The organism is Flavobacterium sp. S87F.05.LMB.W.Kidney.N (assembly GCF_004366435.1).
Taxonomy (GTDB): domain Bacteria; phylum Bacteroidota; class Bacteroidia; order Flavobacteriales; family Flavobacteriaceae; genus Flavobacterium.
The window spans coordinates 636,043-661,399 of record NZ_SODX01000002.1 but is presented as its reverse complement, the minus strand read 5'-3'; the positions used below and the strand labels follow the sequence as shown (position 1 = coordinate 661,399).

Below are 25,357 nucleotides of genomic sequence, written 5' to 3'. Positions count from 1 at the left end.
TTTAAGCGCAACGTTTAAAACAATACTTTTATATGAACTTATATAACTTATATGGTTAAATTTTACTTCAAATACGTAAAAATTGAAAGCTGTTTTTTTAAACAGCTTTTTTTATGCTATTTTTACAAAAATCCGAAGTAACTTTATATACGTAACTTAAGTATATAACTCATAAATTTTGCGCCATTCTTGAAATTCTTTTTTAAAATTATCTGCTCTATTTTAGTTTTATTCAGTTCGATAAAACTTCATGCACAACATCTGTCTAAGATGGAGGTGGCGGTAAATCTTGAATTGAAAACACTGAATGTAAAACAAGATATTACGTATTACAATACTTCGAATGATTCTTTAGTCTCGATTGTTTTAAACGACTGGAATAATGCTTTTGCTGATAAAAACACACCTCTGGCAAAACGATTTTCTGATGAATTTTATAGAGGTTTTCATTTGGCCAAAGCTGCTGACAGGGGAAAAACTACAATTCTAAACCTTTTGGATCCCAATTTTATAGCTCTTGAATGGGAAAGAGACGGTAAAAATCCAGATTATATTACGGTAAAATTAAACAGGAAATTGGCGCCTGGAGAAAAAATAGATTTACATCTTACTTACATTTCAAAAATTCCAAACGACAAATTTACTCGTTTTGGTTTTGACCAAAATGGCGGAATGGCTTTGAAAAATTGGTTTATAAGTCCTGCGCGTTTTGAAGATCATAATTTTATAAAGTACAACAATTTCAATCTTGATGATATTGCCAACGCAGTAACTAGTTACGAAATTGCTATTAAAATCCCGAATCAATATTCTATTACAACAGACCTTAATTCGGTTTCTAAAGATGTAAGCAATAGCGATTACAGTATTTATTCCTTCTCTGGTAAAGACAGAACCGACTTTAGTCTTTTTATAGAAAAGCAAAACGGATTTCGAACTTATGCGAATGAATCAATAGAAATTGCAACTAATTTGAAAAGCAAGAAGATCGATGAAATTCAAAAAGCTATAATTATTGATCGAGTTTCTTCTTTTGCAGAAAACTTTATTGGTAAATATCCGCATGAAAAAATAACAGTTTCTCAAATAGATTATGATCGAAATCCGTTTTATGGATTAAATCAGCTTCCTTCTTTTATTAGTCCGTTTTCAGATGATTTTATATTTGAAATTCAGTTTTTAAAGACATTTTTAAATACTTATCTCCAAAACAGTCTTCGTTTGGATCCGCGAAAAGACAACTGGGTTTATGATGGAATTCAGATTTATGCCATGATGAAATATATGGAAGAGAATCACCTGGATCAAAAAATGCTGGGAAGACTTTCAAACATGAAGCTTTTTAAAAGTTACAACATTACCAACTTAACTTTTAATGAGCAATACAGCTATTATTACATGTTAATGGCTCGTAAAAATTTAGATCAGCCTCTGGGAGATCCCAAGAATACTTTAATCAAATTCAACGAACAGATTGCCAGTAAATATCGAGCTGGATTAAGTTTGAGTTATTTAGATGATTATCTGAATCATGATATTGTTCCAGAAAGTGTAAAGGAATTTTACAATCTCAACAAACAACAACAAACAAACCGCTACGATTTTGAAAAAATATTAACCAAAAAAAGTCCCAAAAATCTAGATTGGTTCTTTAATACTATTATTGATTCTCGAGACATTATCGACTATAAATTCTCTAATGTTTCTAGAACTGCAGACAGCGTTAAATTTTCAATTAAAAACAAAACTGGATTTTACGCTCCGATTCCCGTTTACGGAATTAAAAAAAAGGAAGTTGTTTTTAAAGAATGGATCGAACCTAAAACAAAGGATTCTGTTTATGAATTCGACAGAAAGAATGCTGATAAAATTGTTTTAAACTACGATAATGAAGTTCCAGAATACAACCAAAGAAATAATTGGAAATCGCTAAAACATATTGCAGTAACCAATCGCCCAATTAAATTTAACTTCGCCAAAGATTTAGAAGATCCTTTTTACAATCAGATCTTATATCTTCCGACGCTGACTTATAATTATTATGATGGTTTTACGCCTGGAATTCGCTTTAGCAATAAGACGATTTTAGACAAACCTTTTAATTTTGATATTAATCCAGCTTATTCCCTTAAAGCGGGAACGATATCTGGTTCGTCTGCTTTTTCTTGGAATCAATATTACAGAAACTCCACTTTATACAATGTTCGTTATTCCATTAGTCAAAATTATTTTCATTACGCACCAGACGCTACTTATTTGAGATTGAATCCGATGGTGCTGTTCCGCATTCGCGAAAAAGATTTTAGAGACAATAGAAAACAACAATTTTTATTTCGCCAGATTATTGTAAAGCGAGAAGCGAGCGAATTTATTACGGATAACTCTGAGCCTAATTATTCTGTTTTTAATGCACGTTATTCAAACACCAAAACTGAACTGATTGACCATTTTAGTTTTATGACCGATTTGCAATTTTCGGGTGGATTTGGAAAAGTATCAGGAGAAGTTGAATACCGAAGATTATTTGAGAACAATCGTAAACTAAACTTAAGATTGTACGCTGGAAGTTTCTTGTACAACAAAACAAATTCAGATTATTTTAGTTTTGGTCTAGACCGGCCAACCGATTATTTGTTTGATTACAATCTTTTTGGAAGATCTGAAACCAGCGGTTTTTTTAGTCAGCAGTATGTAATTGCAGAGGGAGGTTTTAAATCACAATTAGAACCTGCGTTTGCCAATCAATGGATGACCACTTTGAATACTAGTTATGCCGTTTGGAATTGGATTGAACTTTATGGCGATATTGGTTTCCTTAAAAATAAACACCAAAAAGAGTTCTTTGCTTATGATACTGGTGTGCGTTTAAATCTTGTTCCAGACTACTTTGAACTCTATTTTCCTGTTTATTCTAATAACGGATGGGAAATAGCACAAACAAAATACAATGAAAAAATACGATTTATTATCACTTTTTCGCCAAAAACTTTAGTCACACTTTTTACCCGAAAATGGTTTTAATCGAATAAATTTTAAACAAAAACTTGCGAAATTATCAATAATAATAAATTTTAAATAGAAATAGCATAAAAAAAGTACGTAGTTTTTTGATTTTAAATACAAATAATTAAATTATATTTAGTTTAAAGAATTATGATTATTGATTGTTTTTAAGTAATTTCGCGACATAAACATGACCCTTCAAGATTATGATAAAAGAAAAAAACAATACTACACTGACATTTGAAGATTTCAAAACTGAGGTATTGAATGACTATAGAATTGCTGTAACAAGCCGTGAATGTAGTCTTTTAGGTCGAAAAGAAGTACTAACAGGAAAAGCCAAATTTGGAATTTTCGGTGATGGAAAAGAAGTTCCACAGCTGGCAATGGCAAAAGCTTTTAAAAATGGTGATTTCCGTTCTGGATACTATCGCGATCAAACTTTTATGATGGCTATTGGCGAACTGGATGCTAAACAGTTTTTTGCTGGTTTATATGGTCATACCGATTTAGCTTATGATCCAATGTCTGCCGGAAGACAAATGGGCGGGCACTTTGTAACGCACAGTTTAAACGAAGATGGTTCTTGGAAAGACTTAACGAAACAAAAAAATTCAAGCTCAGATATATCTCCAACTGCAGGACAAATGCCAAGATTATTAGGATTGGCGCAGGCTTCTAAAATTTATAGAAATGTTGACGGAATTACCATCAAAGACAAATTTTCAGTAAATGGAAATGAAGTTGCCTGGGGAACTATCGGTAATGCAAGTACTTCTGAAGGTTTATTTTTCGAAACTATAAACGCTGCAGGGGTTTTACAAGTTCCGATGGTAATGAGTGTTTGGGATGATGAATACGGAATTTCTGTTCACGCCAGACATCAAACTACTAAAGAAAATATTTCTGAAATATTAAAAGGATATCAACGCGATGAAGACGCTAAAGGTTATGAAATCTTTAGAGTAAAAGGCTGGGATTATGCCGAATTGGTTTCAACTTATGAAAGAGCTGGAGCAATTGCACGCGAAGAACATATTCCGGTTTTGATTCACGTAAACGAATTAACGCAGCCACAAGGCCACTCTACTTCTGGTTCTCACGAACGTTACAAAAATGCAGAAAGACTGGCTTGGGAAAAAGATTTTGACTGTATTCGTCAAATGCGTTTATGGATGATTGCAATTAATATTGCTTCTCCAGAAGAATTGGCAGAACTTGATTTTGAAATAAAGAAAGAGGTTCTTGAAGCTAAAAAAGAGGCTTGGAATTCTTTCATTAACCCAATTATAGAAGATCAAAAAAATCTTCTGAGCTTACTAGAACAAATTGCTGAAGCAAGCATTAATCATAAAGACAGAATCAAAAAATTGATTTCTGAATTAGGCGCTATCAAAGCTCCTTTAAAAAAGGAATTATTGGTTTACGCTAGAAAAATTCTTCGTTTTATTGAAGTTCCAAACAGCAAATTGCTTTTATCAAACTGGATTACAAATTTCATTGCAGAAACTCAGGAAAAATTCAGCAGCAATCTGCATTCTGAATCTTCTCAAAATGTATTTTCTGTAGAAAAAGTGCTTCCTAAATATGCCGAAAATGCTAAACCAGATTTGGACGGAAGAATGATTCTTCGTGATAACTTTGATGCTTTATTTTCTAAATATCCAGAAACTTTAATTTTTGGTGAAGATGTTGGAAACATTGGTGACGTAAATCAAGGTTTAGAAGGCATGCAGGAAAAATACGGAGAACTTCGTGTTGCCGATGTCGGAATTCGTGAAGCAACTATTATCGGACAGGGAATTGGAATGGCTTTGAGAGGTTTACGTCCAATTGCTGAAATTCAGTATTTAGATTATTTATTGTACGCTATTCAGATCATGAGTGACGATTTAGCTACTTTACAATATAGAACTGTTGGAAAACAAAAAGCACCATTAATCATTAGAACCCGCGGACACCGTTTGGAAGGGATCTGGCATTCTGGTTCTCCAATTGGAATGATTATCAATGCAATTCGTGGTATTCACGTTTTGGTTCCAAGAGACATGACGCAGGCCGCAGGGTTTTACAATACACTTTTAGAGTGCGACGAACCTGCTTTGGTAATTGAATGTTTAAACGGTTACCGCTTAAAAGAAAAAACACCTCTGAATTTTGGTGAATTTAAAACGCCGATTGGTGTTGTAGAAACCTTAAAAGAAGGTGCTGATATTACTTTAGTTTCTTACGGATCAACTTTAAGACTGGTGCAGCAAGCAGCTAACGAATTATTAGATTTAGGAATTGACTGTGAAGTAATTGATATTCAATCTCTACTTCCGTTTGATATCAATAAAGATATTGTAAAAAGTATTGCCAAAACAAATCGTCTTTTAGTAATCGACGAAGATGTTCCTGGTGGCGCTTCAGCTTACATTTTACAGCAAATTCTAGAAGAGCAGGATGCTTATAAATATTTAGACAGCAAACCACAGACTCTAGCTGCAAAAGCACACAGACCAGCTTACGGAACTGATGGCGATTATTTTTCTAAACCTTCTGCTGAAGATATTTTTGAGAAAGTATATGATATGATGCACGAAGTTAATCCTTCTAAGTTTCCTAGTTTATACTAAGATTTAGAATGTTTTAGATATTAAAAAAGCTCCAAATATTTGGAGCTTTTTGTTTTTATATACACAAAGTTAGAGTCATTGCGAGGAACGAAGCAATCTCTCTATAATTTGAACTTAGCAAATGAGATTGTTTGCAATGAAATAAAAATCCGTTTAAATCAGCGTCTTCGCGAAAGCGAATCCGTTTTATCCGTGTCTAAATATCACGCAGCATTGCTCGAGCTCTTTCCAAATCCTCTGCAGTATCAATCCCAATACCAACATGAGTTGTTTCGACCATTTTAATGCGTTTTCCGAACTCTAAATATCGTAACTGCTCTAGTTTCTCAGAAGCTTCTAAAGATTTCATAGGAAGGCTATAAAAATCTAATAAGGCCTGCTTTCTAAAAGCATAGATTCCGATATGCTGAAAATATCGCACTCCAACATTTTTCTCTCTCGGATATGGAATCACTGAACGAGAAAAATACAAGGCAAACTGCGATTGGTCTACGACAACTTTTACATGGTTCGGATTATTGATTTCATCTTCATTAGTAATTTCTCGCATTAGCGAAGCTAAATCAATCTTTTTATCTGTATCATTTTCAAAAACAGATAAAACTTGTGCCAAAGGTTCTGCTTCTGTAAAAGGTTCGTCGCCTTGAACATTCACCACAATATCAACGTCAAGATCTGCAATAGCTTCTGCAATTCGGTCGCTTCCAGATTCGTGTTCTTTGATGCTCATAATCGCTTTTCCGCCATTTGAAACGATTTCCTCAAAAATCAAATCAGAATCGGTTACTACAAAAACATCGTCAAACAAATTTGTTGAAACTGCCGCTTCGTAAGTTCTTAAAATCACAGTTTTCCCTCCTAAATCCTGCATCAATTTTGCAGGAAAACGAGTTGAAGCATATCGGGCTGGAATTACCGCTATTATTTTCATTCTTCTATTTTTAAATTTATTTTTTCTCTGCGAATCTTTGTGACACTTTGCGTTATAACTTTACCACAGAGATACACAGAGTTTTCACAGAGATTCTCAAAGTTTTTTTACATCAATTTTACTGAAGTCATACTTAATGAACCTGCCAGTAATTTATCATTAAACAGACTTAAATCATCACCTTTATCTTTTAATCCTAACGTATACAATAACGGAAGATAATGTTCGGGTGTTGGAACTGCCAATTGAATGGCTTTATTCAATTTTTCAAAATTAATTAAAGGTTGGAAATTTCCATCAAGCAAATAATTATTCACAGTTTCACGAGCTTCAATTGCCCAATCGTAACCGTAATTGTCTTTATCAAAATTTCTGAAATCGACCATTCTAAGATTGTGGACAATATTACCGCTTCCGATGATTAAAACGCCTTTGTATCGCAATGCCTGTAATTTCTGAGCCAATTCAAAATGATACTGACCCGATTTGGTATAATCGATACTTAATTGAATTACAGGAACATCTGCATTCGGATACAAATGTTTAATTACACTCCAAGCACCGTGATCTAATCCCCAATGTTCATCTAATTCGACCATTACAGGATCTAGGATTTTCTGTGTTTCAACTGCTAGTTCGGGACTCCCTTTTGCGGGATACTGCACATCAAAAAGTGCCTGCGGAAAACCTCCAAAATCATGAATGGTTCTGGGCATTTCCATTGCCGTAACTTTCGTTCCTTTTGTAAACCAATGCGCCGAAACACATAAAATAGCATTAGGTTGCGGCAATGTCTTAGCCAAATCACGAAAACCCGCCACAAACTGATTTTCCTCAATTGCATTCATCGGACTTCCGTGTCCTAAAAACAAAACTGGCATTTTATCAGTATTCGAAAACGTTGATGAAATCGAATGTAAATCGTTTAATGTTGTCATTGCTATATAATTTCAAACACCAATTTCACAGATTTACACAAATTGTTTTTTATTTAATTCGTGCTAATTCGTGAAATTCGTGTTTTTACTCTTCAAAATTCTCGTCTTTAAATCCTATCAAATATAACTTATTTTTAGCACGTGTCATTGCTGTGTATAGCCATCGTATGTAATCGCGATCGATTCCGTTTGGCAAAAAAGGCTGTTCAATAAAAACCGTGTTCCACTGCCCTCCTTGCGATTTATGACAAGTAATGGCGTACGAGAATTTCACCTGTAATCCGTTAAAATATTCGTTTTCTTTTACTTTTTGAAAACGCTTGTATTTTGTAGATTCATCCTCGTAATCTTTCATAACTTCTTCGTACAAACGATTTGATTCTTCGTAAGTTAAAGATGGAGATTCACTTTTTAAAGTATCTAAAATCAAAACCGTTTCAAAAGGTTTTTGATCGGGATAATCGACCATTCTTATTTTTACTTTAGCAAAAGTAAATCCGTACAATTCTTTGATTCCGAATAACTCTAAAACTTCGATAATATCTCCGTTGGCAATAAATCCGGCTTCATCGGTTTCTTTGAGCCAGAAATAATTATTCTTTACAACCATCAAAAAATCACCCACCGAAAGTTCACTTTCTTTGAATAAAATTCGGGTTCTAATTTGTTCGTTGTATTGATTTGCCCTTTTATTCGAACGAACAATAAAAGCAGTATCTTCAATGCTGTAATTACTGTACGCCATATTTATAGCATCCTGAATATCATAGCCATCCGTTAAACGAATAATATCTTTAAACTTTTTTACATTAAATCGGAACTCGGTTATAAAACTCTCCTTCAGCAATTCACGTAATTCTGTGGCGTTATATAAAATTCCAGAACTTTCTTCCTGACGCATTACTTCGTCTAGTTCGATATGTTCAATTTCTTTATCGTAATGAATTCCTAATGTCTGAATATCAAGTGCTGGACTAATATCTAAGTTTACCGGCGGAAGCTGTGCCGTGTCTCCCAACAAAATCATTTTACAATTGTTTCCAGAATAGACATAATTAATTAAATCGTCCAGAAGTGAACCGCTGTCTAAGGTGCTGTCTGAAATCATAGAAGCTTCATCGACGATAAAAATGGTGTTTTTGTGCTTGTTAACCTGTTTGGTAAAAGCCACTCCTCCACCCGATGATTTTTTAGGAAAATATATTTTTTTATGAATCGTAAACGCTGGCGTATTTGAATAATTTGCGATTACTTTTGCGGCGCGTCCAGTTGGTGCCAGCAAAACAAACTTTTTATTGATATCTCCTAAATTATTGACGATAGTAGAGATTACGGTTGTTTTTCCCGTTCCAGCATATCCTTTCAAAACGAAAATGGTGTCGTTTTGAGGTTCCGTTAAAAAAATTGCAATCTTCTGAAAAAAAATATCCTGTTTGTGAGTTGGAGCAAAAGGAAATCGTTTTTGTAAAATACCGTAAAACAGTGCAGAATTCATATAATATTATTGAAAGACAAAGATCGGTTTTTTAAACGGCAATGGCAAAATTCAAATTTTAAATTCCAAAATCAAATTCCAAATTCCGAACTTTTAAATTTAAAATACAGAATCCACAAATAATCAAAAGCAAACACCCTAACTTATTTAATTTCAAATAAATAAACTTTTTCTTAACCTTAGATTAAAGTTTAATTCCATTTGTTTTTTGAAATTGCAGTTATAATTGTTCCTTTTTAATTTGTAAGTTTGTGGTCGCTTAAATTCTTTCTTGATTTAAAACAGGTAACGAATTGTAAATCAACTATGTCATTACAAAACACTAACATTACTTCAAAAAATTACAAAAAACTTTCTATTCAGGTTTCTCTGACTGGATTTTCATATTGCTGTTTTGATACTTTAAATAATGTCATCACATCTTTTAAAGAAATTCAATTTGACAATTCGAATAAATCAACAAAAATTGAGGACTTATTTGCTGATGCATTTAAGAATAATCCTGAATTAAAAAACACGTACGATGAAGTAATGGTTATTCATACCAACAATCTTTCAACTTTTGTTCCGACTGCTTTGTTTGATGAAAATTATTTAGGAAGTTATCTTCAATACACTACAAAAGTATTTGAAACTGACTTTTTTACTTTCGATCAAATTTCTAATTATGAAATGAATGCCGTTTATATTCCGTATGTGAATATCAATAATTTCCTGATTGATAACGTTGGGTCTTTTGACTACAAACATGCGAACAGTATTTTGGTCGAAAAGATTTTGGATAATTCTCGTAATAATGATGATAAGAAAATGATTGTGAATTTCAATCCGGGAAATTTCGAAATCATTGTTGTTCAAAATCAGAAGCTTTTATTGTTTAATTCTTTTGAATACAATACTCCGGAAGATTTTATTTATTACATTTTGTTTACCGCAGAACAATTGAGTCTGAATCCAGAAAGTTTTCAATTAGAATTGCTGGGAACCATTACAGAAAATGATCCTTTCTATGCAATTGCATACAAATATATCCGTCATATTTCTTTTCTAGACGTAACAAAACTGCAGGAAAAGAACAATTTTACAACTGCTCAAAATCAAAAACATTATATCTTATTTCAATCATGAGAATCATTTCAGGAAAATATAAAGGACGCAGAATTTTTCCGCCAAAAAATCTACCTGTAAGACCAACGACTGATATGAGTAAAGAAGCATTGTTTAATGTTTTGAATAATCATTTTAGTTTTGACAGCTTAAAGGTTCTGGATTTATTTTCGGGAACTGGCAATATTAGTTATGAATTCGCTTCACGTGGAAGCGCGCCAATTACGTCTGTTGACGGCGATTTCGGATGCGTTAAATTCATCAAGCAAATTTCATCAGAATATGACTTTGATATTGCTGCAACTAAAAGCGATGTTTTTAAATTTCTGGAAAACTGCAAAACTACATACGATATTATTTTTGCAGATCCGCCATACGGATTGGACCAGGCTACGTTCGAAAAAGTTGTTTTAACGGTTTTTGAAAAAGGTTTACTAGAAGATGACGGCATGATGATTATCGAGCATTCAAAGTATACTAAAATGGATCATTTGAGTAATTTTTCTTTTCAAAAAAGTTACGGCGGTTCGTTTTTTAGTTTCTTCGAACTAAATTCAACCGATGATGATGAAGAACTGCCACATGACAGTTCTAAAAAAGATACTGAAGAAGACGAAGGATAGTTTTTTAAAAGATATAAAAAGAGTCTAAAATTAGACTCTTTTTACGTTTATATCTAAACGAAATGACTGTTTTGACGAAAGAGAAATCTCCGCAAATAATTACACGCAATCGAGCTATCGAATCCTGCTCTCATTTTCATTAACGCTTTTTTCTTTAAATTCACTTTCTTTTATTTTTCCAAAAGAATAACGAAGTGTAATTGAAACTTCATTCGCATCAACCAAATATCTCGCTCTAGATACTATGTCATTGATTGTGAATCGCTCTGTATAAATCGTGTTTTTAAAAATATCATTATAGCTTAAAGTACAATTCCAGTTTTTACCGAAGGATTTTGCCAGCGACATATCAAAAATCAGCTTTGCATTTCGTTCAAAAACACCTTCTTTTTGTTTGGTTGCTCCCCAAAAAGACAGAACAAATGTAAAATCTTTTGGAAGCTTAAAAGTATTGTTAGAGTAATAATATAGATAAGGTTTAGACGAATTGAATAATGCATTTTCATCTTCAATTTTGTTTTTAGTAAAAACTAAAGAGTTTGTATTGGTCCAAAATCTATAGGTAAAAGGCACTGTTAATTCGATATTAAACCCTGACTCTTTTTGAAAATTTTTCTCCGTAAAAGTCAGCACATTATTCTGATTGTCAAAAACAAAATCTTGATAAACAGGATTTTTATTTTGATATAAAGTTACTTTTAAAGACTTATCATGATACTGAAAAACCGTCGAAACAACATCCATAAAAGTAGGCCCTAAATTGATATTGCTGCCATAAATAAAATACGGATTTATGTAAGTTGCAATCATACTTAACGAAGAATAATTGGGTCTCGAAATGCTTTTAGAATAATCGACACTTAAACTTTTAGTACTGTCTATCGCATAAGAAAACTGTGCTTTTGGAAAAAGATTGGTATAATTTTTATCAATTAAAAAAGAATTGTCTGTACTGTATTTTCCTTTGACATTGGTGTTTTCAATTCTAAGTCCAACCGAGAATGCTGCTTTTTTAATTTTTCCAGAAAGCTGGGAATATGCTGCTAAATTGGCTTCTTTAAAATTATAATCAAAAGTGGTGTTTTCATTTTTATCATAATCAAAAACATCATAATTAGATTTTGATTTTGCGGCAGAATAAAGTCCGCCGTATTCCCAATTCATTTCGTTTTTAAACTTTTTTTCTAAATCAATTCTTCCCGAAAAAGCATCAACATTAAATTTTTGATCACGGCCTTGAGATAGTTCCAATTCGGTTTCATTGTAATTATTCTGCACCAAGCTCCACAAATGCTGATTGAAATTGGAATACTGAAAACCTGCAAAAAGCTTAGTATCGATTGCTTTTATTTTTTTTGAATAATTGACAAATGAATTGATAAAATTCTTTGAGCTAGAATTATCGCTAAAAGTATAAACGTTGTTTTCTTCGTTCTGATTTTTATTAAAAGTAAAGGTATTAATATCAAAATTATCGCCTTGACTTTTACCATTTATGTTCACCGAGAAGTAATCTTCTTCATTTATTTTATAAAATAAACCTCCGCCAAAAATATATTGATTTCTTTTGGTAACTGCCGAAACATCATAATCTGAAATTATTCCCGCTTGAGGAATTCGATACGCAATACTATGATTTTCCCACCGTTCGAGTTTGTTGTAATTAAAATTAGCTTTCCATTCCAGTTTATTTTTTTTGAAACTCGAATTGAAACCTAAGTAATTATTGTAATTTTTCTTAAAGGAAGCTGTTTCGCTAATTTCAGTTCTAAAACTATCTTTTTTACTCAACTTTCTGGTAATCAAAATGACCGCACGTCCTTCAGCTTCATATTTTGAAGACGGATTTTGAATGATTTCAATCGTTTTGATATCAGCGACAGCTAAAGTATTTAACTCATTCATTCCCACTCTTTGATTGTCGATATAAATAAGCGGATTTCCTTTGCCTACAATTGAAACGCTTTCACGATTTGGGCTTACCTGCACCAATGGAAGTCTGGAAAGCAAATCAACAGGATTGGGAATTGCGTTGTAAATTGAGTTGGCAACATCCACTTTTATATTGCCGTTTGAATTGGTAAAAGTCTTTTTGTTTTGAGTAATAACAACTTCATTTAGTTTTTGCGAGATGGAATCTTTAGGAGTTTCGTTTTGAGCGTTTGCCATAAATGAAAGACAAAAAAGCATAAAAGCTATCAAAAGTTTTAGCGGCAGGTAAATATTCATTTTTGAAATAAAAGTTTTGGTTAATGACAATGCAAAAGTGCTTTGAAAAACCAATTCCGAAAGTTAATTGAAGGTTAATGCGGGGTTAATCTCCAGATTGTCTTTTAAAAGCATTATTTTTGAATCGAGAAATCGAACGCAATTTTTAAAGATCAGCATGCGAATTTCACAAAAAAAGCAGCTTAATCGCCGTGTTATAAATGAAGCAAAGAATCAATTTATTAATCGCCTTTTCTGTCGTCGCATTAATTGTTTTAATGACGGTACAATGCTATTTGGTAAAAACCGCTTACGAATATAAAGTGGCGCAGTTTCATACGCAGATTAAAAATGAAATTGCACAGATTAGTAATAATTACAGTGATATCGATTCGGCGTTGGTTGCTAGAAAAGAAGCACTTTATAAAAGTCTGTCTGAGAATTATCTTAAAGGAAAAAAATCCAAACTGGATATTAAAAATGGAATTCTAGAAAATGAATTCGAAAATGCATTAACACAGAAAATTAAACGAAAATTCGAAAGGGATTTGCCCAATTTCAAAATTGATTTTGCGATTGTTCTCAATAAATTTATACTCTACAAAAACGCTGCAAAAGCTGATACCATTTTCTCTGCAAAACCTTTTATCCAAAATAAATTATACGGTAATCTGACTTCGTTAAACAATGCTTTTTTGGTGAGAAGTTATGTTGGAACCACAAACGGAAACTTTGATAATCAAGAATATAAATTACTGACAGAAGATTCGATGTACGTCTCGGTTATCGATTGGGAAATGATTATTTTAAGACGAATGACATTCATTTTAATTTTGTCATTATTATCGATTCTCACGCTGATCACACTTTTTGTAATTGCGCTAAAAGCACTAATTAAACAGAAAAAAGTAAGTGATGTTAAAACCGATTTCATCAATAATATCACACACGAACTCAAAACGCCTTTGGCAACTTTAGGAATTTCAACAAAAATTTTGGAGCAGAAGAACATTCGTGACAACGATGAAAATTTCAATGCAATTGTCAATACAATTTCGCGTCAGAACAATCGCCTTCAAAATTTGATTGATCAGGTTATGGCAAATTCTTTGGCAGAAAATGAATTGGAATTACAAAAAGAAAGAATCGAAACAGAAGATTTTCTGCTTTCTATTGTAAATGATTTTAAAATTACGTTTCCAAAAATCACTCTAAAAACCGATTTTCAAACCCAGAAAACGATTTTAGTTTTAGATAAATTTCACTTGACAACTGCTTTTTTGAATGTGTTGGAAAATGCCGTAAAATATGGTTCCAGTACGATTACTATCAAAACTAGAATAGTTGAAAATCAGTTTGCGATAAGCATTGAAGATGATGGAATTGGGATTGCTAAAAACAAACAATCGTTTCTTTTTGACAAATTCTATCGCGTAGAACAAGGAAATCTTCATAATACAAAAGGTTTAGGATTAGGTTTGTATTATGTTTCTCAAATTATAAAAGCGCATCAAGGCTCTGTCAACGTTGTGAGTGAGTTAGGAAAAGGAACACAGTTTACTATTTTATTAAAAGTTTAATTACCTTATTTTGAAAAAATTACTTTTAGCTGAAGACGATTTTGATTTTGCAGCAATTTTAAAACAATACTTAGAACTGCATCAATTTGAAGTAATCTGGGCAGAAAATGGCGAAATAGCTTTAGAGTATTTCAAAAACCAGACTTTTGATATTTGTGTTTTTGATGTGATGATGCCCAAATTGGACGGATTTTCATTGGCTGAAAAAATAATTACGATCAATCCTGAAATTCCATTTATTTTCCTGACGGCAAGAAAGTTAAAAGAAGACAAAATCATTGGTTTAAAATTAGGCGCGGACGATTATATCGTAAAACCTTTTGAAGTCGATGAGCTGTTTCTCCGTTTGCAGAATATTCTAAAAAGAATCGAACAAAAAAGAAGTCTGGAAGGAAACAATATTATTGAAATTGGTTCTTATATTTTTGATAATGAAAGATTAACACTCAACAATAAAAATCACGTACAACAGCTTACAGAGAAAGAAGCTTCTCTTATTGAGTATTTATATCTGAATCACAATCAGTTATTAAAGAGAGATCAAATTTTAATGTCTGTATGGAAAAAAGATGATTATTTTTCAGGCCGAAGCATGGATGTTTTTATCAGCAGGCTTCGAAAATATTTTAATTCAGATCCAAAAATCAAAATTGAAAGCGTTCGTAATATCGGCTTAGAATTTAAAATAGAAAAACCTTGACGTATCAAGGTTTTTTTATTTGAGAATTATTATTCATTGTCTATCAATTGGTTAAAAATAGCAATTGAACAATGTAAAACTTTAAAACCTTATTTTATTTTCTCACAAGTTCTTGCTTGTAATCATATAATCTTTCACCAACAATTGTATAACAACTTTTGTCTATTTCAATTATACATTTGAATAAGAACTTTTAAATCTAACAATCATGAACCTAAAAAGATTTTTCGGAGGATTATTGACAATCCTAGGAATAGTAGGACTTATATATACTGCTGTAATTTTTGCCAGCACATCTGGAGAAACAAGAGATATCAAATCATTAATTATCTACGGTGTACTAGGAATCGTTTTTTTTATGTCAGGAATCAGTTTGGTTCGTGCTACAAAAGATGAGGCTTAGTTTCTTTTAAAGCAACATTTAAAGTAACAAAGGTTCAGAGGTGCAGAGGTTCAAAGGATTTAAAAACTTTGTCCCTTTGTGACTGTGAGCCTTTGAACCTTAAAAAATCTACTCTTCTAAAACTGGATCAAGATTCAATTCTGTAAAATCTCTTTCTGTTTTAGAAATTATAATGGTTGCTACTGTGTTGCCTATCAAATTTGTAATTGCTCTGGCTTCACTCATAAATTTATCAACTCCCAATAAAAAGGCCAAACCTTCAACGGGAATTTTATGAAGCGCCGTTAATGTAGATGCTAAAACAATAAAACCGCTTCCGGTAACTCCCGCCGCACCTTTCGAAGTAATCATTAAAATTCCGATAACGGTTAGGATTTCGAAGAAACTCAAATGTACATCGTATAGCTGTGCTAAGAAAATTACTGACATGGAAAGATAAATCGAAGTTCCATCGAGATTGAAAGAATATCCAGTCGGAATTACCAATCCTACAACCGATTTACTGCAGCCCATTCTTTCTAGTTTTACCATAATACTCGGCAAAGCAGCTTCTGAAGAGGAAGTCCCTAAAACCAATAAAAGTTCTTCTTTGATATATTTTAAAATCGAAAGAATACTGATTTTATAATACCGCAGAATACTTCCTAAAATTACAAACACAAAAAGTGCCATGGTTAAATATACACAAAGCATTAATTTCCCAAGCGGAATTAAAGTTGCTAATCCAAACTTCCCAATTGTGTAAGCCATTCCGCCAAATGCACCAATTGGCGCTAAATACATTACATATTTTAAACAGGTAAAAACAACTTTAGAAAAACGTTCCAAAACCAAAATAGTTTGTTCTCTTTTTTGGTAGAAATTCAAAGCAATTCCGCAAATAATTGCTGCCAGCAAAACCTGCAGTGTAAAATTGGAAAAGAAAAACTGAAGCCAAGAAAAATTTTCAGCATTCGCATTTGTATATTGACTTGCATCTCCGAGAGTCAATCCCGATTTATCAATTTTTCCAGGTTGAAATAAATAAGCAACTGCAACGCCAATTGCCAATGCTATTGTAGAAACTACCTCAAAATAAGCAAGAGCTTTTATCCCAATGCGTCCTACTTTCTTTAGATTTCCCATTCCAGAAATTCCCAAAACAATCGTCAGGAAAATAATTGGTCCAATAAAAAGCTTGATAAGATCAACGAATCTTTTGCCCAAAACTTCCATTTTCATACCATTTTCTGGTGAAAAATGTCCGAGCAGAATACCTGCAATAATTGCAATTAAAACCCAAAAAGTCAAATTGGTAATTACAGCGCGGAAAAGACTTTTATTAGTTTTGGAAGAAGGATTTGGAGTAGAAATATTCATGAAGCAGGTTTAGATAGTTTCACAAATATATAAAAAATGCAGACCTATAAGCCGGATTCTGTTCTTGTCTCATTTTACAACGAGACAATACCTTATCATTTATCTAGATTCCGAATTACTTCGGAACTCAAGCTACCTACCCTTCAGCAACGGACGAGAAGCCCTTAAATGCTGATATACTTGGTATTTCACCGCATAGAGTTTACCTGTTTTCACTACAGCATTACCTGTACATACTTTCTGCTGCACTTGTCCTAATCCCGATCCCGAGACTTCGGGACGAGACCGACGGGTGTTACCCGCTATGCTTCTCTGTGGTGTCCGGACTTTCCTCCCTCCCAATAAATTGGAACGACGATAAGGCGGTCTGCGCAGCAAAAGTACAATTTTATCACTTAACTATATTGGTTTTAAATTTCCCATTTTATGAGCTTTACCATAACTTTTTAATTTTAAATTAGTTATCTTTAAAAATCTATTAATTTAAATTCAGTTATCATGAAAAGAATGTATCATTACGCAACTGTCTCAAAGGCTTTAGATCAATTGAATGAAAAAGGATTTACATGCGATTTTAATCGAAATGCAGACATGATTAAAAAGAATCCTGAGAAATTTGAAATTGTTCATGTGTATCGATACGAAGGGGAATCAGACCCAGCGGATGAGGCAGTTGTATACGGAATTAAATCTACTAACGGCAAAAAGGGCGTGTATGTAGCTGGTTTTTCAGCCGATTCAGATCAGGAAACAGCTAAATTTTTATTTGATTTAAGTATTAGAGGAAGGTAGTTTATTAACTTTTGTCATTTCGACGAAAAACAAATCACACTAAAATGCTGTAAAGTAAAATGCGATTTCTCTTTCGTCGAAATGATATAAATGGAAAGAATTATTGTAAAAATGTGTTAGTTTTAACCTTAAAAACTGATTCAAAACATTAAAAACTTAAATCCATTTTTTTCTTTGCTTTTAAACTTTTAAGATGTTTTATTGGATCAAAGTTTTCTGCATGACCACTGTATTGTCCTTCTTCACAGCTTTTTTTAATATTATAATTTATTTTCTTCTTCTTCCAAAAGACGCAATTCAGCTCTCACAACTTCACTTGCATTTTTATATCTTCCTTCAGAAAGTCTATTTTTAGTAAAATTTTCAAAATGATTTCCTAATGATATAGAAGTATTTCTTCCCATGCTTAATTTTTAGAATTATAAAGTTACCAAAAATTGGTAATTCCCTCTACTCTCTTTTAATATAACGTCTTTTTACTTTAAATATGCTCCACAAAAAAAGCCCGTCAATAAAACGGACTTTTATGCAAAAAGCGTAATTTAATTTACGCCGTTGGTATTTTCAATTTCCAACCAGGTTGAATTAAGTCTGGGTTTGAAATAACATCTTTATTAGCTTCAAAGATTGTCTGCCAGGAAACTCCAAATTCTTTTCCAATTTTAGAAAGCGAATCACCACTTTTTACAGTATAATCTGTTGTAGGTCTTGCGACAACTTGAATATTCATTACCACATCGCCAGATCTGTAATCTGGATCAATTTTAGCGTAAGAATTCCAAAGTTTTTCTTTGTCCTCAGCAGATTTTGCTTCTCCGTCAATATATAAAACGTTATCCTGCTCTCTTAACTGCAAATTGGCGATTCCTAATTCAGCTGCCAAATTTGTCAATTCTCTATATTTATCTAGTAAACTCATGATGCTTTATTTAATAGTTAATTTGTTATCAACTTTTTTGGGTTTCAATTCCTGTATGTTTTGTAATAGAGGCTGTAATTTATCTCTTTTAATTTCTCCCGAAAGTGTTACAACACCTCCTACAACAGTTGCACTTACGCCATCGTAAGCATCTACTACTTTATGTATCGATTTATCTAATTCAGCATCTGAATTGATTACCACAGTTGCTGCAGCAGGTTCTTGATTAGCTCTTGCAATTTCGCAGGTATTCACTACAGATTTTACACCTTTCGTTGCTCTAACACTTTTTTCGATATTTTTTTTGAAAATTTCGTCGTCGCAAGTTCCAGTAATTGTTGCGACACCTTCATGCACAGTAACTTGTATGTTTGTTGTGTCACTTAATTTTTCGCTGATTGCTTTTTCTATATCTGCATCTTTAGGGGCGCATGCTGCAAGTGAAACAAAAAGACCGATTCCCAATAAAATTGATTTGATTTTCATAATAATAAAGTTTTAATAATTAACTATCTAAAATTAAACAGTTTAAATATCAAAACATTATAGGATATGCTAATGAGTTTTATATCTTTTCCAGTAAAAATAAGCTAGATTTATTTTTGAGAGTTTCTAACAGTAAGACTAATTCACCTACTTCAGTCATTGGCATTTTTACAACAGTATCAATTTCAGCTTCATTAGAAGTTATTACTAAAATTCCTTCCTTATCTTCTTCATATCCTGCAGCTAAAGCATAAAATTTTGGATTTGAAATTGATATTTCCTTCTTTCCATCTTTAAACCAGCCATAATTGGCTTCATAAATGACTTTGTTTTCTAAAAACTGAATATTTTCTTCGCCGTAAGTATTCCACAGAGAAACTCTAAGTGTATAAAATCCGATAATCCAGAAAATTCCAGTTACAATAAAATAGCCAATATTAAAAACAGTGGTAAATACAATAGCAAAAATCAAACCTGCCAAAGGTGCAATAAAAAAAGAAAAAGCTAAGGAAAACATCACTACTCTCACTAAGAACGGAGATTTTTTTACTTTTAAATTTAAGGTATTATTTGATAAATTACATTAATTAAAAACGTTCCACCAACTCAATTAATTCCAGCTGTTTTTCTAAATTTACTGTTGAAATTTCTTTACTCCAAAATGGTTTGTTATTTAAAAATTTCATCCAATTATCAAAATGTCTTTCGAAATGATTTGTTGAGTTTACTTTATCTAAATATACAATAGCCTCCAGTGCTGATCTTTGATCAAACCATAAATCTGGTTTTATTAAGTAATAATCGAGATATAAATTCAAATATTCGACACATTTTTCTGAATTAAAGTGCGCTAAGACTTTACAGTATACAGTTCCTGCATAACAGACTTCACTTTTTAATAGATGAGTTCCAATAATATCTATAAATTGTGTTTGATTTGTGATTGCAGAAAAAAAAGCTCCGGTTTGCCTTGTTCGCCAATTAAAATCACCAAGATTGCTTTGAATAATTTCAGGTGAGATTTCATTTTTTACATCAATCAATTTTCTAATCCACTCTTCACTTATATCGTTAATATTCATGTAGAATGGCATTACCCATCTTTTAATAAAATTTTCCGTTAACTCAAAATCATTTTTAAACAAATATAAATTTTCAAAAGGAGACTTGTGACTTACTGTTGCACCCGCAACATGCAATTTTAGTTCATTCAATTCTTTTTTATTCATCTCAAGATATTTTCATTTAATTGAGTTTTTTAATTATAAACTTATCTCACTTTAAAATAATTTACTTCTGTAAAAATATTCATTTCAACCTATAAAATGACTTAATTAAAAAAGATATTTAGCTAATAAACTCTATTATCTTCTAATACTCAATCCACTCAAAAAACCTTTAAAAGTTTTATGATTTTCAGATTTGTGATTTGGTAATTTTCAGCCTATATTTGCTATCGAATAAAAACAGAATATGGAACAATTTGTAGTATCGGCTCGTAAATACCGCCCGCAGACCTTTAAGGATGTTGTGGGGCAAAAAGCCATTACCAACACTTTGTTGAATGCTATTGACAGCAATCACCTTGCTTCTGCCCTTTTGTTTACCGGACCACGTGGAGTTGGAAAAACTACCTGTGCGCGTATCTTGGCCCGTAAAATAAACCAGCCTGGATATGACGATCCAAATGAAGATTTTGCTTTTAACGTTTTTGAGTTAGATGCTGCTTCAAACAACTCAGTTGATGACATTCGAAGCTTGATTGATCAGGTTCGAATCCCGCCGCAAACTGGACAATACAAAGTATATATTATTGACGAGGTTCATATGTTGTCTTCGGCTGCTTTTAATGCTTTTCTTAAAACTTTAGAAGAACCGCCAAAACATGCTATTTTCATCTTAGCAACAACAGAAAAACACAAAATTATCCCGACGATTTTATCTCGCTGTCAGATATTTGATTTTAAAAGAATTACAGTAAAAGATGCTAAAGAACATTTAGCTGAAGTTGCAAAAAGTCAAGGAATCAATTTTGAAGATGATGCACTGCACATTATTGCTCAAAAAGCAGATGGTGCAATGCGTGATGCTTTGTCTATTTTTGACCGTGTGGTTTCGTATTGCGGAACTAATTTAACACGTCAAGCCGTAACCGAAAACCTAAACGTTTTAGATTACGAAACTTACATTTCGATTACCGATTTGATTTTGGAAAATAAAATTCCAGATCTTTTATTAGCATACAACGATATTCTTGCAAAAGGTTTTGACGGACATCATTTTATTGCTGGATTGGCTTCTCATTTTAGAGATTTACTAGTCAGCAAAACGCCTTCTACCATTGCTTTATTAGAAGTGGGAGAACAAGCACAGCAAATGTATGGCGCTCAGTCTCAAAAATGTTCTCAGGAATTTTTATTGAAAGGAATTGATATTGCAAACGACTGCGATTTGAAATACAAATTGAGTCAGAATCAGCGACTTTTAGTAGAATTATGTTTGATGCAATTGGCCTCTATCAACTTTGATGGAGAAAAAAAAAAGTTGAGCAATTCATAATTCCGCCTACTTATTATAAAAATGGAAGCTTCTCTATAACGGAAGTTAAAACCCCAGATTTAAAATCCCAAAATCCAAATACGGAAGAAAAAATCAATATCGATGTCAATCAAAATGGCAGTGAAAACGATAATTCTAACGTTCCAAAAACTGGAAATAGTACTCCAGCTACAGAAGCTCCAAAAACTCAAACTGCGGAAACTCCGAAAACAGAAACAAGCAATACGCCTAAGGTTTCTGCATTTTCATTGGCAAGTATCCGAAAAAAGAAAGAACTTGAGGCAAGCAGTAAATCTTACGTAAAACCTTCATCTGTTTTACCTACTGAAGAATTTACAGAAACTGAAATGTTATTGCATTGGAACAAATATGCAGAACGTTTAGGTCAAAAAGGATTCAAAATTATGGAATCTATCCTATTAATTAACGATCCTGTTTTGGATGGTACAAGAATTCTTTACGAACTGCCAAACGAAGGTTCAAAACTAGAATTTGAAAGTCAGATTAATGGATTATTAGGGCATTTAAAAGGACATTTACACAATCATGATATTACTATTGAAGTAATTGTAAATGAAAAAGTAGAAGCTAAAAGAAGTTATAACAATCAGGACCGTTACAATCGTTTCTTAGAGATCAATCCAAACATCGAATTGTTACGTTCAACATTTGGATTGGATTTGAAAGATTAATTTTTTTGTTTCTGCTTACAGATTTCTAATTCCGAAATTATAAACTTTATCAAGCCATTTTTTTCTCTGCTTTTCTTTAGAACCTTTGATAACTCCTATATAACTGACTTTTACAGGTTTTACACCGCAAAATTCTAGAGTAGAATTTTTTAACTGATTAACACTTGGTCTTCCGTAAACAAATCTATAATACCAGCTCGGCTGATCTAAAGTTGTAATTATGTGTGCCGTTTTTCCTTTTAGCAGTTTATCCCACCAAACTGAATTTTCTCTGTACTGAAAAGCCATTCCTGGAAGAAATAAACGATCGATAAAGCCTTTTGTTATAGCTGGAAGTCCGCCCCACCAAACGGGATGTATCCATACCAAATGATCTGCTCTTTTGATTTTATCCCAAGATTCCAACAAATCGGGTTCTAATTCGGTTCGTTTTTGGTAACCAAATTTTAAATTGGGATTAAAATCTAGAGATGCAATTGTAATAGTTTCTATTACAGCGCCAGAAGCTTCGGCTCCATTTTTATAGGATTCTGCAATGCCAAAATTAAAGCTGTCAGGATTCGGATGCCCATTTATAATCAGTATTTTTTTCATATTGTTCTTTTTTCAAAAATACTATTCGACTTATTTCTTTTACTGGACAAATGTCCTGAATATTGAGATTGCTTGATTTAATTTTCTAGCAGATTTTTTATCTAAAGAAACGATTGAAAAAATCTGCGTAATCTGCAAAATCTGTGTAAAACAAAAAATACTATATCGCTGCTTTTCTGATTCGGCTTAGATGTCTTGGAGTTATTCCTAAATAGGAAGCTAAATATTGCAATGGAATTAACTCAATATATTTTTTCTGATTTTTATAAAGCTCTTCATAACGCTGTGCGCCTGATAATTTCTGAAAAGAAATCATTCTCTTTTGAAGGTTTACAAATTCTAGTTCTGTTAATTTCCTGCCCGTTTCCTGCCAGTTGAAACTTGATTTATATAATTCTTCCAGGCTTTTTCGATCTAAAACCTGTAATTCTGTATCTGCTAAGGCCTGAATGCTTTCTTCTGCTTTTTCTTCTGTTATAAAGCTGGCAAACGAAGCCATAAATTCATTTTCAAAGGCAAAGCAAATGGTGATTTCATCTCCTTTATGATTGATAAAAAAGGAACGAAGAATTCCTTTCTTTATAAATACAATTTCATTGCAAACCTGATTCTCTGTTAATAAAAGTTCGCCTTTTTTCAGTGTTCGAAATGTGATTAAATCATCTAAAAGATCTAATTCTTCCTGAGAAAAATCTTGAATGGACTGGAAAATTGACCTCATTTATTAAATATCAACTTTAAGAAAAAACTCTTTCAATTCTTTTATCAGGAATAAGCCATAGCATTGCTACTATAAAATAAGCAGCTCCTGAGATCCATTCGTTATAAAATGAAGCTATTATTCCTATTATATACAAAACTGCAGAAGCTTTTCCTTTCAAATCTTTTCCTAATGCTTTAGCCAAGAGCGAATCTTTTCCTTCTGTATCAACAATTATTTTTTGAAGAATTACAAAAGCTATTGCGCACAACAACAAAATGACTCCGTATAATGCCATTGCTGCTTTTGAGAAATTATGTTCTCCCATCCATCCTGTCGAAACCGGAATTAAAGATAACCAAAACAATAAATGCAGATTGCTCCACAAAATTTTTCCGTTTACTTTAGATAAACCGTGCAGTAAATAATGGTGATTGTTCCAGTAAATTCCAACGTAAATAAAACTCAATATATAACTTAAAAACTTAGGTATTAATGGTTTTAGATCTGCAAACTCGTTTCCTTCCGGCACTTTAATTTCTAAGATCATAATGGTTATTATAATTGCCAAAACACCATCACTAAAGGCTTCAAGTCTAGTTTTATTCATTTACTAAGATTTAAGTTTTCAACTTATAGGTTAAAAAAGTCTGTCACGAATTCCACAGATTTACACTTTTTTATGCTTATTGTAAAATATAATTCGTGTAAATCTGTGGAATTCGTGGCAAAAAAAGTTATTGTACTTTAAATTTTTCCGTAATACATCGCTTTTACGATTCCGTCAGAAAGTCCAATTTTTGGAACGTAAATCTGGCGTGCGCCGCTCCACTTCATCGCATTTAGGTAAATACGGGTAGCGTGAATAATAACGTCGGCACGGTCAGAATTCAGACCTAGTTCGGCAATTCTTTGCTCGTAAGACAAAGAATTTAAGAAAGCATATTGTGAATTAATATAAATGTAAGAAAGCGGTTTTTCTTGCTGCTTTCCAGACATTTTAAATAATTTATTAATATTTCCCCCAGAACCAATTAAAGTAACTTCCTCGTATCCAGCGGTATTCGTTTTGATCCATTTTTCGATTTCGTCCCAAACCACATCATGAACCATATTGTTCAGCAAACGAACGGTTCCAGCTTTAAAAGATCTCGAATTTATCATTTTTCCATCTGAGAATAATGTAAATTCAGTGCTTCCACCACCCACATCTACAAAAAGATAGGTTTCGTCTGTTTTTAATAAATGATGTAAATCTGTAGAAGCAATAATTGCTGCTTCTTTTTTACCATCGATAATTTCGATTTTAATGTCGGCTTTTTTCTTAATCAAAGCCACGACTTCTTTTGCATTATAGGCTTCACGCATTGCAGAAGTTGCAAATGCCATATAACGCTCTACTTTATGTACTTTCATCAAAAGGTTAAATGCTTTCATAGCATCAACCATTCGGTCTATATTTTCTGGCGAAATTTCTCCAACTGTAAAGGCATCTTGCCCTAAACGAATTGGTACACGAACAAGGGAACTTTTATTAAACTGCGGTTCTTTCCCATCTTGTTCTACAACGTTGGATATCAGAAGCCTCATGGCATTTGAACCGATATCTATCGCTGCAAACTTCCTTATATTAATCATGCTCACTATATG

Annotated in this window: 23 protein-coding genes, 1 other RNA gene and 1 pseudogene; 10 read left to right on the top strand and 15 right to left on the bottom strand. The window is 32.6% G+C overall.

The window, feature by feature from the left end; translation table 11 throughout:
• Positions 1-270 precede the first annotated feature (270 nt).
• Together EDB96_RS08690 and EDB96_RS08685 are read left to right on the top strand one after the other, a co-directional pair.
• The gene (locus EDB96_RS08690) at positions 271-3,021 is read left to right on the top strand and encodes an aminopeptidase (protein WP_134140180.1); all 2,751 of its coding nucleotides are present in this window, start codon (positions 271-273) and stop codon (positions 3,019-3,021) included.
• Positions 3,022-3,209: 188 nt separating this feature from the next.
• Complete coding sequence (locus tag EDB96_RS08685) at positions 3,210-5,621, top strand: thiamine pyrophosphate-dependent enzyme (RefSeq protein WP_134140179.1); 2,412 nt, start codon at positions 3,210-3,212, stop codon at positions 5,619-5,621.
• Between the two features lie 196 nt (positions 5,622-5,817).
• On the opposite strand, the gene kdsB is transcribed toward EDB96_RS08685, so the two are convergent.
• The 3 genes from kdsB to EDB96_RS08670 form a co-directional block, all read right to left on the bottom strand.
• Positions 5,818-6,552, bottom strand: a complete 735-nt coding sequence (gene kdsB, locus EDB96_RS08680; RefSeq protein WP_134140177.1) for a 3-deoxy-manno-octulosonate cytidylyltransferase — start codon at positions 6,550-6,552, stop codon at positions 5,818-5,820.
• A 107-nt stretch (positions 6,553-6,659) separates the two neighbouring features.
• Positions 6,660-7,490 (bottom strand): 4,5-DOPA dioxygenase extradiol, encoded by an 831-nt coding sequence (gene ygiD, locus EDB96_RS08675; protein WP_134140175.1) that lies wholly within the window; start codon positions 7,488-7,490, stop codon positions 6,660-6,662.
• Positions 7,491-7,575: 85 nt separating this feature from the next.
• Entirely contained in the window at positions 7,576-8,985 is a 1,410-nt protein-coding gene (locus EDB96_RS08670) for an ATP-dependent RecD-like DNA helicase (RefSeq protein ID WP_134140174.1), read from the bottom strand.
• Between the two features lie 306 nt (positions 8,986-9,291).
• Here EDB96_RS08670 and EDB96_RS08665 point away from each other — a divergent pair, with 306 nt between their 5' ends.
• Entirely contained in the window at positions 9,292-10,113 is an 822-nt protein-coding gene (locus EDB96_RS08665; RefSeq protein ID WP_134140173.1) for a DUF3822 family protein, read from the top strand.
• On the top strand, positions 10,110-10,715 hold the full coding sequence (locus EDB96_RS08660; RefSeq protein ID WP_057116432.1) for an RsmD family RNA methyltransferase: 606 nt from the start codon (positions 10,110-10,112) through the stop codon (positions 10,713-10,715). Before EDB96_RS08665 ends, EDB96_RS08660 begins: the two co-directional genes overlap by 4 nt.
• Positions 10,716-10,829: 114 nt before the next feature.
• On the opposite strand, the gene EDB96_RS08655 is transcribed toward EDB96_RS08660, so the two are convergent.
• Positions 10,830-12,944, bottom strand: coding sequence for an outer membrane beta-barrel family protein (locus EDB96_RS08655; protein WP_134140171.1), 2,115 nt, complete (start codon positions 12,942-12,944; stop codon positions 10,830-10,832).
• A 200-nt stretch (positions 12,945-13,144) separates the two neighbouring features.
• Between EDB96_RS08655 and EDB96_RS08650 the strand changes: the two genes are divergently transcribed.
• The 3 genes from EDB96_RS08650 (at position 13,145) to EDB96_RS08640 (ending at position 15,606) form a co-directional block, all read left to right on the top strand.
• A complete protein-coding gene (locus EDB96_RS08650) occupies positions 13,145-14,503 on the top strand; it encodes a sensor histidine kinase (RefSeq protein ID WP_134140170.1) in 1,359 nt (452 codons plus the stop codon).
• Positions 14,504-14,513: 10 nt separating this feature from the next.
• The gene (locus EDB96_RS08645; protein WP_134140169.1) at positions 14,514-15,203 is read left to right on the top strand and encodes a response regulator transcription factor; all 690 of its coding nucleotides are present in this window, start codon (positions 14,514-14,516) and stop codon (positions 15,201-15,203) included.
• A gap of 208 nt (positions 15,204-15,411) precedes the next feature.
• Entirely contained in the window at positions 15,412-15,606 is a 195-nt protein-coding gene (locus EDB96_RS08640; protein ID WP_057116436.1) for a hypothetical protein, read from the top strand.
• Between the two features lie 108 nt (positions 15,607-15,714).
• On the opposite strand, the gene EDB96_RS08635 is transcribed toward EDB96_RS08640, so the two are convergent.
• On the bottom strand, positions 15,715-16,965 hold the full coding sequence (locus tag EDB96_RS08635; protein WP_134140167.1) for a cation:dicarboxylate symporter family transporter: 1,251 nt from the start codon (positions 16,963-16,965) through the stop codon (positions 15,715-15,717).
• Between the two features lie 31 nt (positions 16,966-16,996).
• Positions 16,997-17,339: RNase P RNA component class A (gene rnpB, locus EDB96_RS08630), an RNA gene on the bottom strand.
• A 124-nt stretch (positions 17,340-17,463) separates the two neighbouring features.
• Between rnpB and EDB96_RS08625 the strand changes: the two genes are divergently transcribed.
• Positions 17,464-17,757, top strand: coding sequence for a hypothetical protein (locus EDB96_RS08625; RefSeq protein ID WP_057116439.1), 294 nt, complete (start codon positions 17,464-17,466; stop codon positions 17,755-17,757).
• A gap of 148 nt (positions 17,758-17,905) precedes the next feature.
• On the opposite strand, the pseudogene EDB96_RS08620 reads toward EDB96_RS08625, so the two are convergent.
• The 5 genes and pseudogenes from EDB96_RS08620 to EDB96_RS08600 all read right to left on the bottom strand — a co-directional run bounded on the left by EDB96_RS08620 (position 17,906) and on the right by EDB96_RS08600 (position 20,391).
• Positions 17,906-18,161 (bottom strand): annotated as a pseudogene (locus EDB96_RS08620) (type II toxin-antitoxin system ParD family antitoxin).
• A gap of 143 nt (positions 18,162-18,304) precedes the next feature.
• The gene (locus EDB96_RS08615; protein WP_134140166.1) at positions 18,305-18,676 is read right to left on the bottom strand and encodes a LysM peptidoglycan-binding domain-containing protein; all 372 of its coding nucleotides are present in this window, start codon (positions 18,674-18,676) and stop codon (positions 18,305-18,307) included.
• Between the two features lie 6 nt (positions 18,677-18,682).
• The gene (locus EDB96_RS08610; RefSeq protein ID WP_134140165.1) at positions 18,683-19,162 is read right to left on the bottom strand and encodes a BON domain-containing protein; all 480 of its coding nucleotides are present in this window, start codon (positions 19,160-19,162) and stop codon (positions 18,683-18,685) included.
• Between the two features lie 79 nt (positions 19,163-19,241).
• Complete coding sequence (locus EDB96_RS08605) at positions 19,242-19,679, bottom strand: hypothetical protein (RefSeq protein WP_134140163.1); 438 nt, start codon at positions 19,677-19,679, stop codon at positions 19,242-19,244.
• A 70-nt stretch (positions 19,680-19,749) separates the two neighbouring features.
• Complete coding sequence (locus tag EDB96_RS08600) at positions 19,750-20,391, bottom strand: DUF6000 family protein (protein WP_134140162.1); 642 nt, start codon at positions 20,389-20,391, stop codon at positions 19,750-19,752.
• 244 nt (positions 20,392-20,635) lie between these two features.
• On the opposite strand from EDB96_RS08600, the gene dnaX reads away from it, so the two are divergent.
• Together dnaX and EDB96_RS08590 are read left to right on the top strand one after the other, a co-directional pair.
• The gene (dnaX, locus tag EDB96_RS08595; protein WP_134140160.1) at positions 20,636-21,721 is read left to right on the top strand and encodes a DNA polymerase III subunit gamma/tau; all 1,086 of its coding nucleotides are present in this window, start codon (positions 20,636-20,638) and stop codon (positions 21,719-21,721) included.
• Between the two features lie 248 nt (positions 21,722-21,969).
• Positions 21,970-22,413, top strand: a complete 444-nt coding sequence (locus tag EDB96_RS08590; RefSeq protein WP_057116445.1) for a hypothetical protein — start codon at positions 21,970-21,972, stop codon at positions 22,411-22,413.
• Positions 22,414-22,428: 15 nt separating this feature from the next.
• Here EDB96_RS08590 and EDB96_RS08585 read toward each other — a convergent pair whose 3' ends face one another.
• The 4 genes from EDB96_RS08585 to EDB96_RS08570 all read right to left on the bottom strand — a co-directional run bounded on the left by EDB96_RS08585 (position 22,429) and on the right by EDB96_RS08570 (position 25,345).
• Positions 22,429-23,007: an NAD(P)H-dependent oxidoreductase gene (locus EDB96_RS08585; RefSeq protein ID WP_134140159.1), complete on the bottom strand. Its 579-nt coding sequence runs from the start codon at positions 23,005-23,007 to the stop codon at positions 22,429-22,431.
• Positions 23,008-23,167: 160 nt separating this feature from the next.
• Complete coding sequence (locus EDB96_RS08580; protein ID WP_134140157.1) at positions 23,168-23,728, bottom strand: Crp/Fnr family transcriptional regulator; 561 nt, start codon at positions 23,726-23,728, stop codon at positions 23,168-23,170.
• A 16-nt stretch (positions 23,729-23,744) separates the two neighbouring features.
• A complete protein-coding gene (locus EDB96_RS08575; protein ID WP_057116448.1) occupies positions 23,745-24,317 on the bottom strand; it encodes a TMEM175 family protein in 573 nt (190 codons plus the stop codon).
• 137 nt (positions 24,318-24,454) lie between these two features.
• Entirely contained in the window at positions 24,455-25,345 is an 891-nt protein-coding gene (locus EDB96_RS08570) for a Ppx/GppA phosphatase family protein (protein WP_057116449.1), read from the bottom strand.
• Positions 25,346-25,357 lie beyond the last annotated feature (12 nt).

What these genes read in the sequence shown, in the direction of transcription:
- EDB96_RS08690 (WP_134140180.1), top strand. Translation starts at nt 271, where the DNA reads ATGGAGGTGGCGGTAAATCTTGAATTGAAAACACTGAATGTAAAACAA.
- EDB96_RS08685 (WP_134140179.1), top strand. Translation starts at nt 3,210, where the DNA reads ATGATAAAAGAAAAAAACAATACTACACTGACATTTGAAGATTTCAAA.
- kdsB (WP_134140177.1), bottom strand. Translation starts at nt 6,552, where the DNA reads ATGAAAATAATAGCGGTAATTCCAGCCCGATATGCTTCAACTCGTTTT.
- ygiD (WP_134140175.1), bottom strand. Translation starts at nt 7,490, where the DNA reads ATGACAACATTAAACGATTTACATTCGATTTCATCAACGTTTTCGAAT.
- EDB96_RS08670 (WP_134140174.1), bottom strand. Translation starts at nt 8,985, where the DNA reads ATGAATTCTGCACTGTTTTACGGTATTTTACAAAAACGATTTCCTTTT.
- EDB96_RS08665 (WP_134140173.1), top strand. Translation starts at nt 9,292, where the DNA reads ATGTCATTACAAAACACTAACATTACTTCAAAAAATTACAAAAAACTT.
- EDB96_RS08660 (WP_057116432.1), top strand. Translation starts at nt 10,110, where the DNA reads ATGAGAATCATTTCAGGAAAATATAAAGGACGCAGAATTTTTCCGCCA.
- EDB96_RS08655 (WP_134140171.1), bottom strand. Translation starts at nt 12,944, where the DNA reads ATGAATATTTACCTGCCGCTAAAACTTTTGATAGCTTTTATGCTTTTT.
- EDB96_RS08650 (WP_134140170.1), top strand. Translation starts at nt 13,145, where the DNA reads ATGAAGCAAAGAATCAATTTATTAATCGCCTTTTCTGTCGTCGCATTA.
- EDB96_RS08640 (WP_057116436.1), top strand. Translation starts at nt 15,412, where the DNA reads ATGAACCTAAAAAGATTTTTCGGAGGATTATTGACAATCCTAGGAATA.
- EDB96_RS08635 (WP_134140167.1), bottom strand. Translation starts at nt 16,965, where the DNA reads ATGAATATTTCTACTCCAAATCCTTCTTCCAAAACTAATAAAAGTCTT.
- EDB96_RS08625 (WP_057116439.1), top strand. Translation starts at nt 17,464, where the DNA reads ATGAAAAGAATGTATCATTACGCAACTGTCTCAAAGGCTTTAGATCAA.
- EDB96_RS08615 (WP_134140166.1), bottom strand. Translation starts at nt 18,676, where the DNA reads ATGAGTTTACTAGATAAATATAGAGAATTGACAAATTTGGCAGCTGAA.
- EDB96_RS08610 (WP_134140165.1), bottom strand. Translation starts at nt 19,162, where the DNA reads ATGAAAATCAAATCAATTTTATTGGGAATCGGTCTTTTTGTTTCACTT.
- EDB96_RS08605 (WP_134140163.1), bottom strand. Translation starts at nt 19,679, where the DNA reads ATGTTTTCCTTAGCTTTTTCTTTTTTTATTGCACCTTTGGCAGGTTTG.
- EDB96_RS08600 (WP_134140162.1), bottom strand. Translation starts at nt 20,391, where the DNA reads ATGAATAAAAAAGAATTGAATGAACTAAAATTGCATGTTGCGGGTGCA.
- dnaX (WP_134140160.1), top strand. Translation starts at nt 20,636, where the DNA reads ATGGAACAATTTGTAGTATCGGCTCGTAAATACCGCCCGCAGACCTTT.
- EDB96_RS08585 (WP_134140159.1), bottom strand. Translation starts at nt 23,007, where the DNA reads ATGAAAAAAATACTGATTATAAATGGGCATCCGAATCCTGACAGCTTT.
- EDB96_RS08580 (WP_134140157.1), bottom strand. Translation starts at nt 23,728, where the DNA reads ATGAGGTCAATTTTCCAGTCCATTCAAGATTTTTCTCAGGAAGAATTA.
- EDB96_RS08575 (WP_057116448.1), bottom strand. Translation starts at nt 24,317, where the DNA reads ATGAATAAAACTAGACTTGAAGCCTTTAGTGATGGTGTTTTGGCAATT.
- EDB96_RS08570 (WP_057116449.1), bottom strand. Translation starts at nt 25,345, where the DNA reads ATGATTAATATAAGGAAGTTTGCAGCGATAGATATCGGTTCAAATGCC.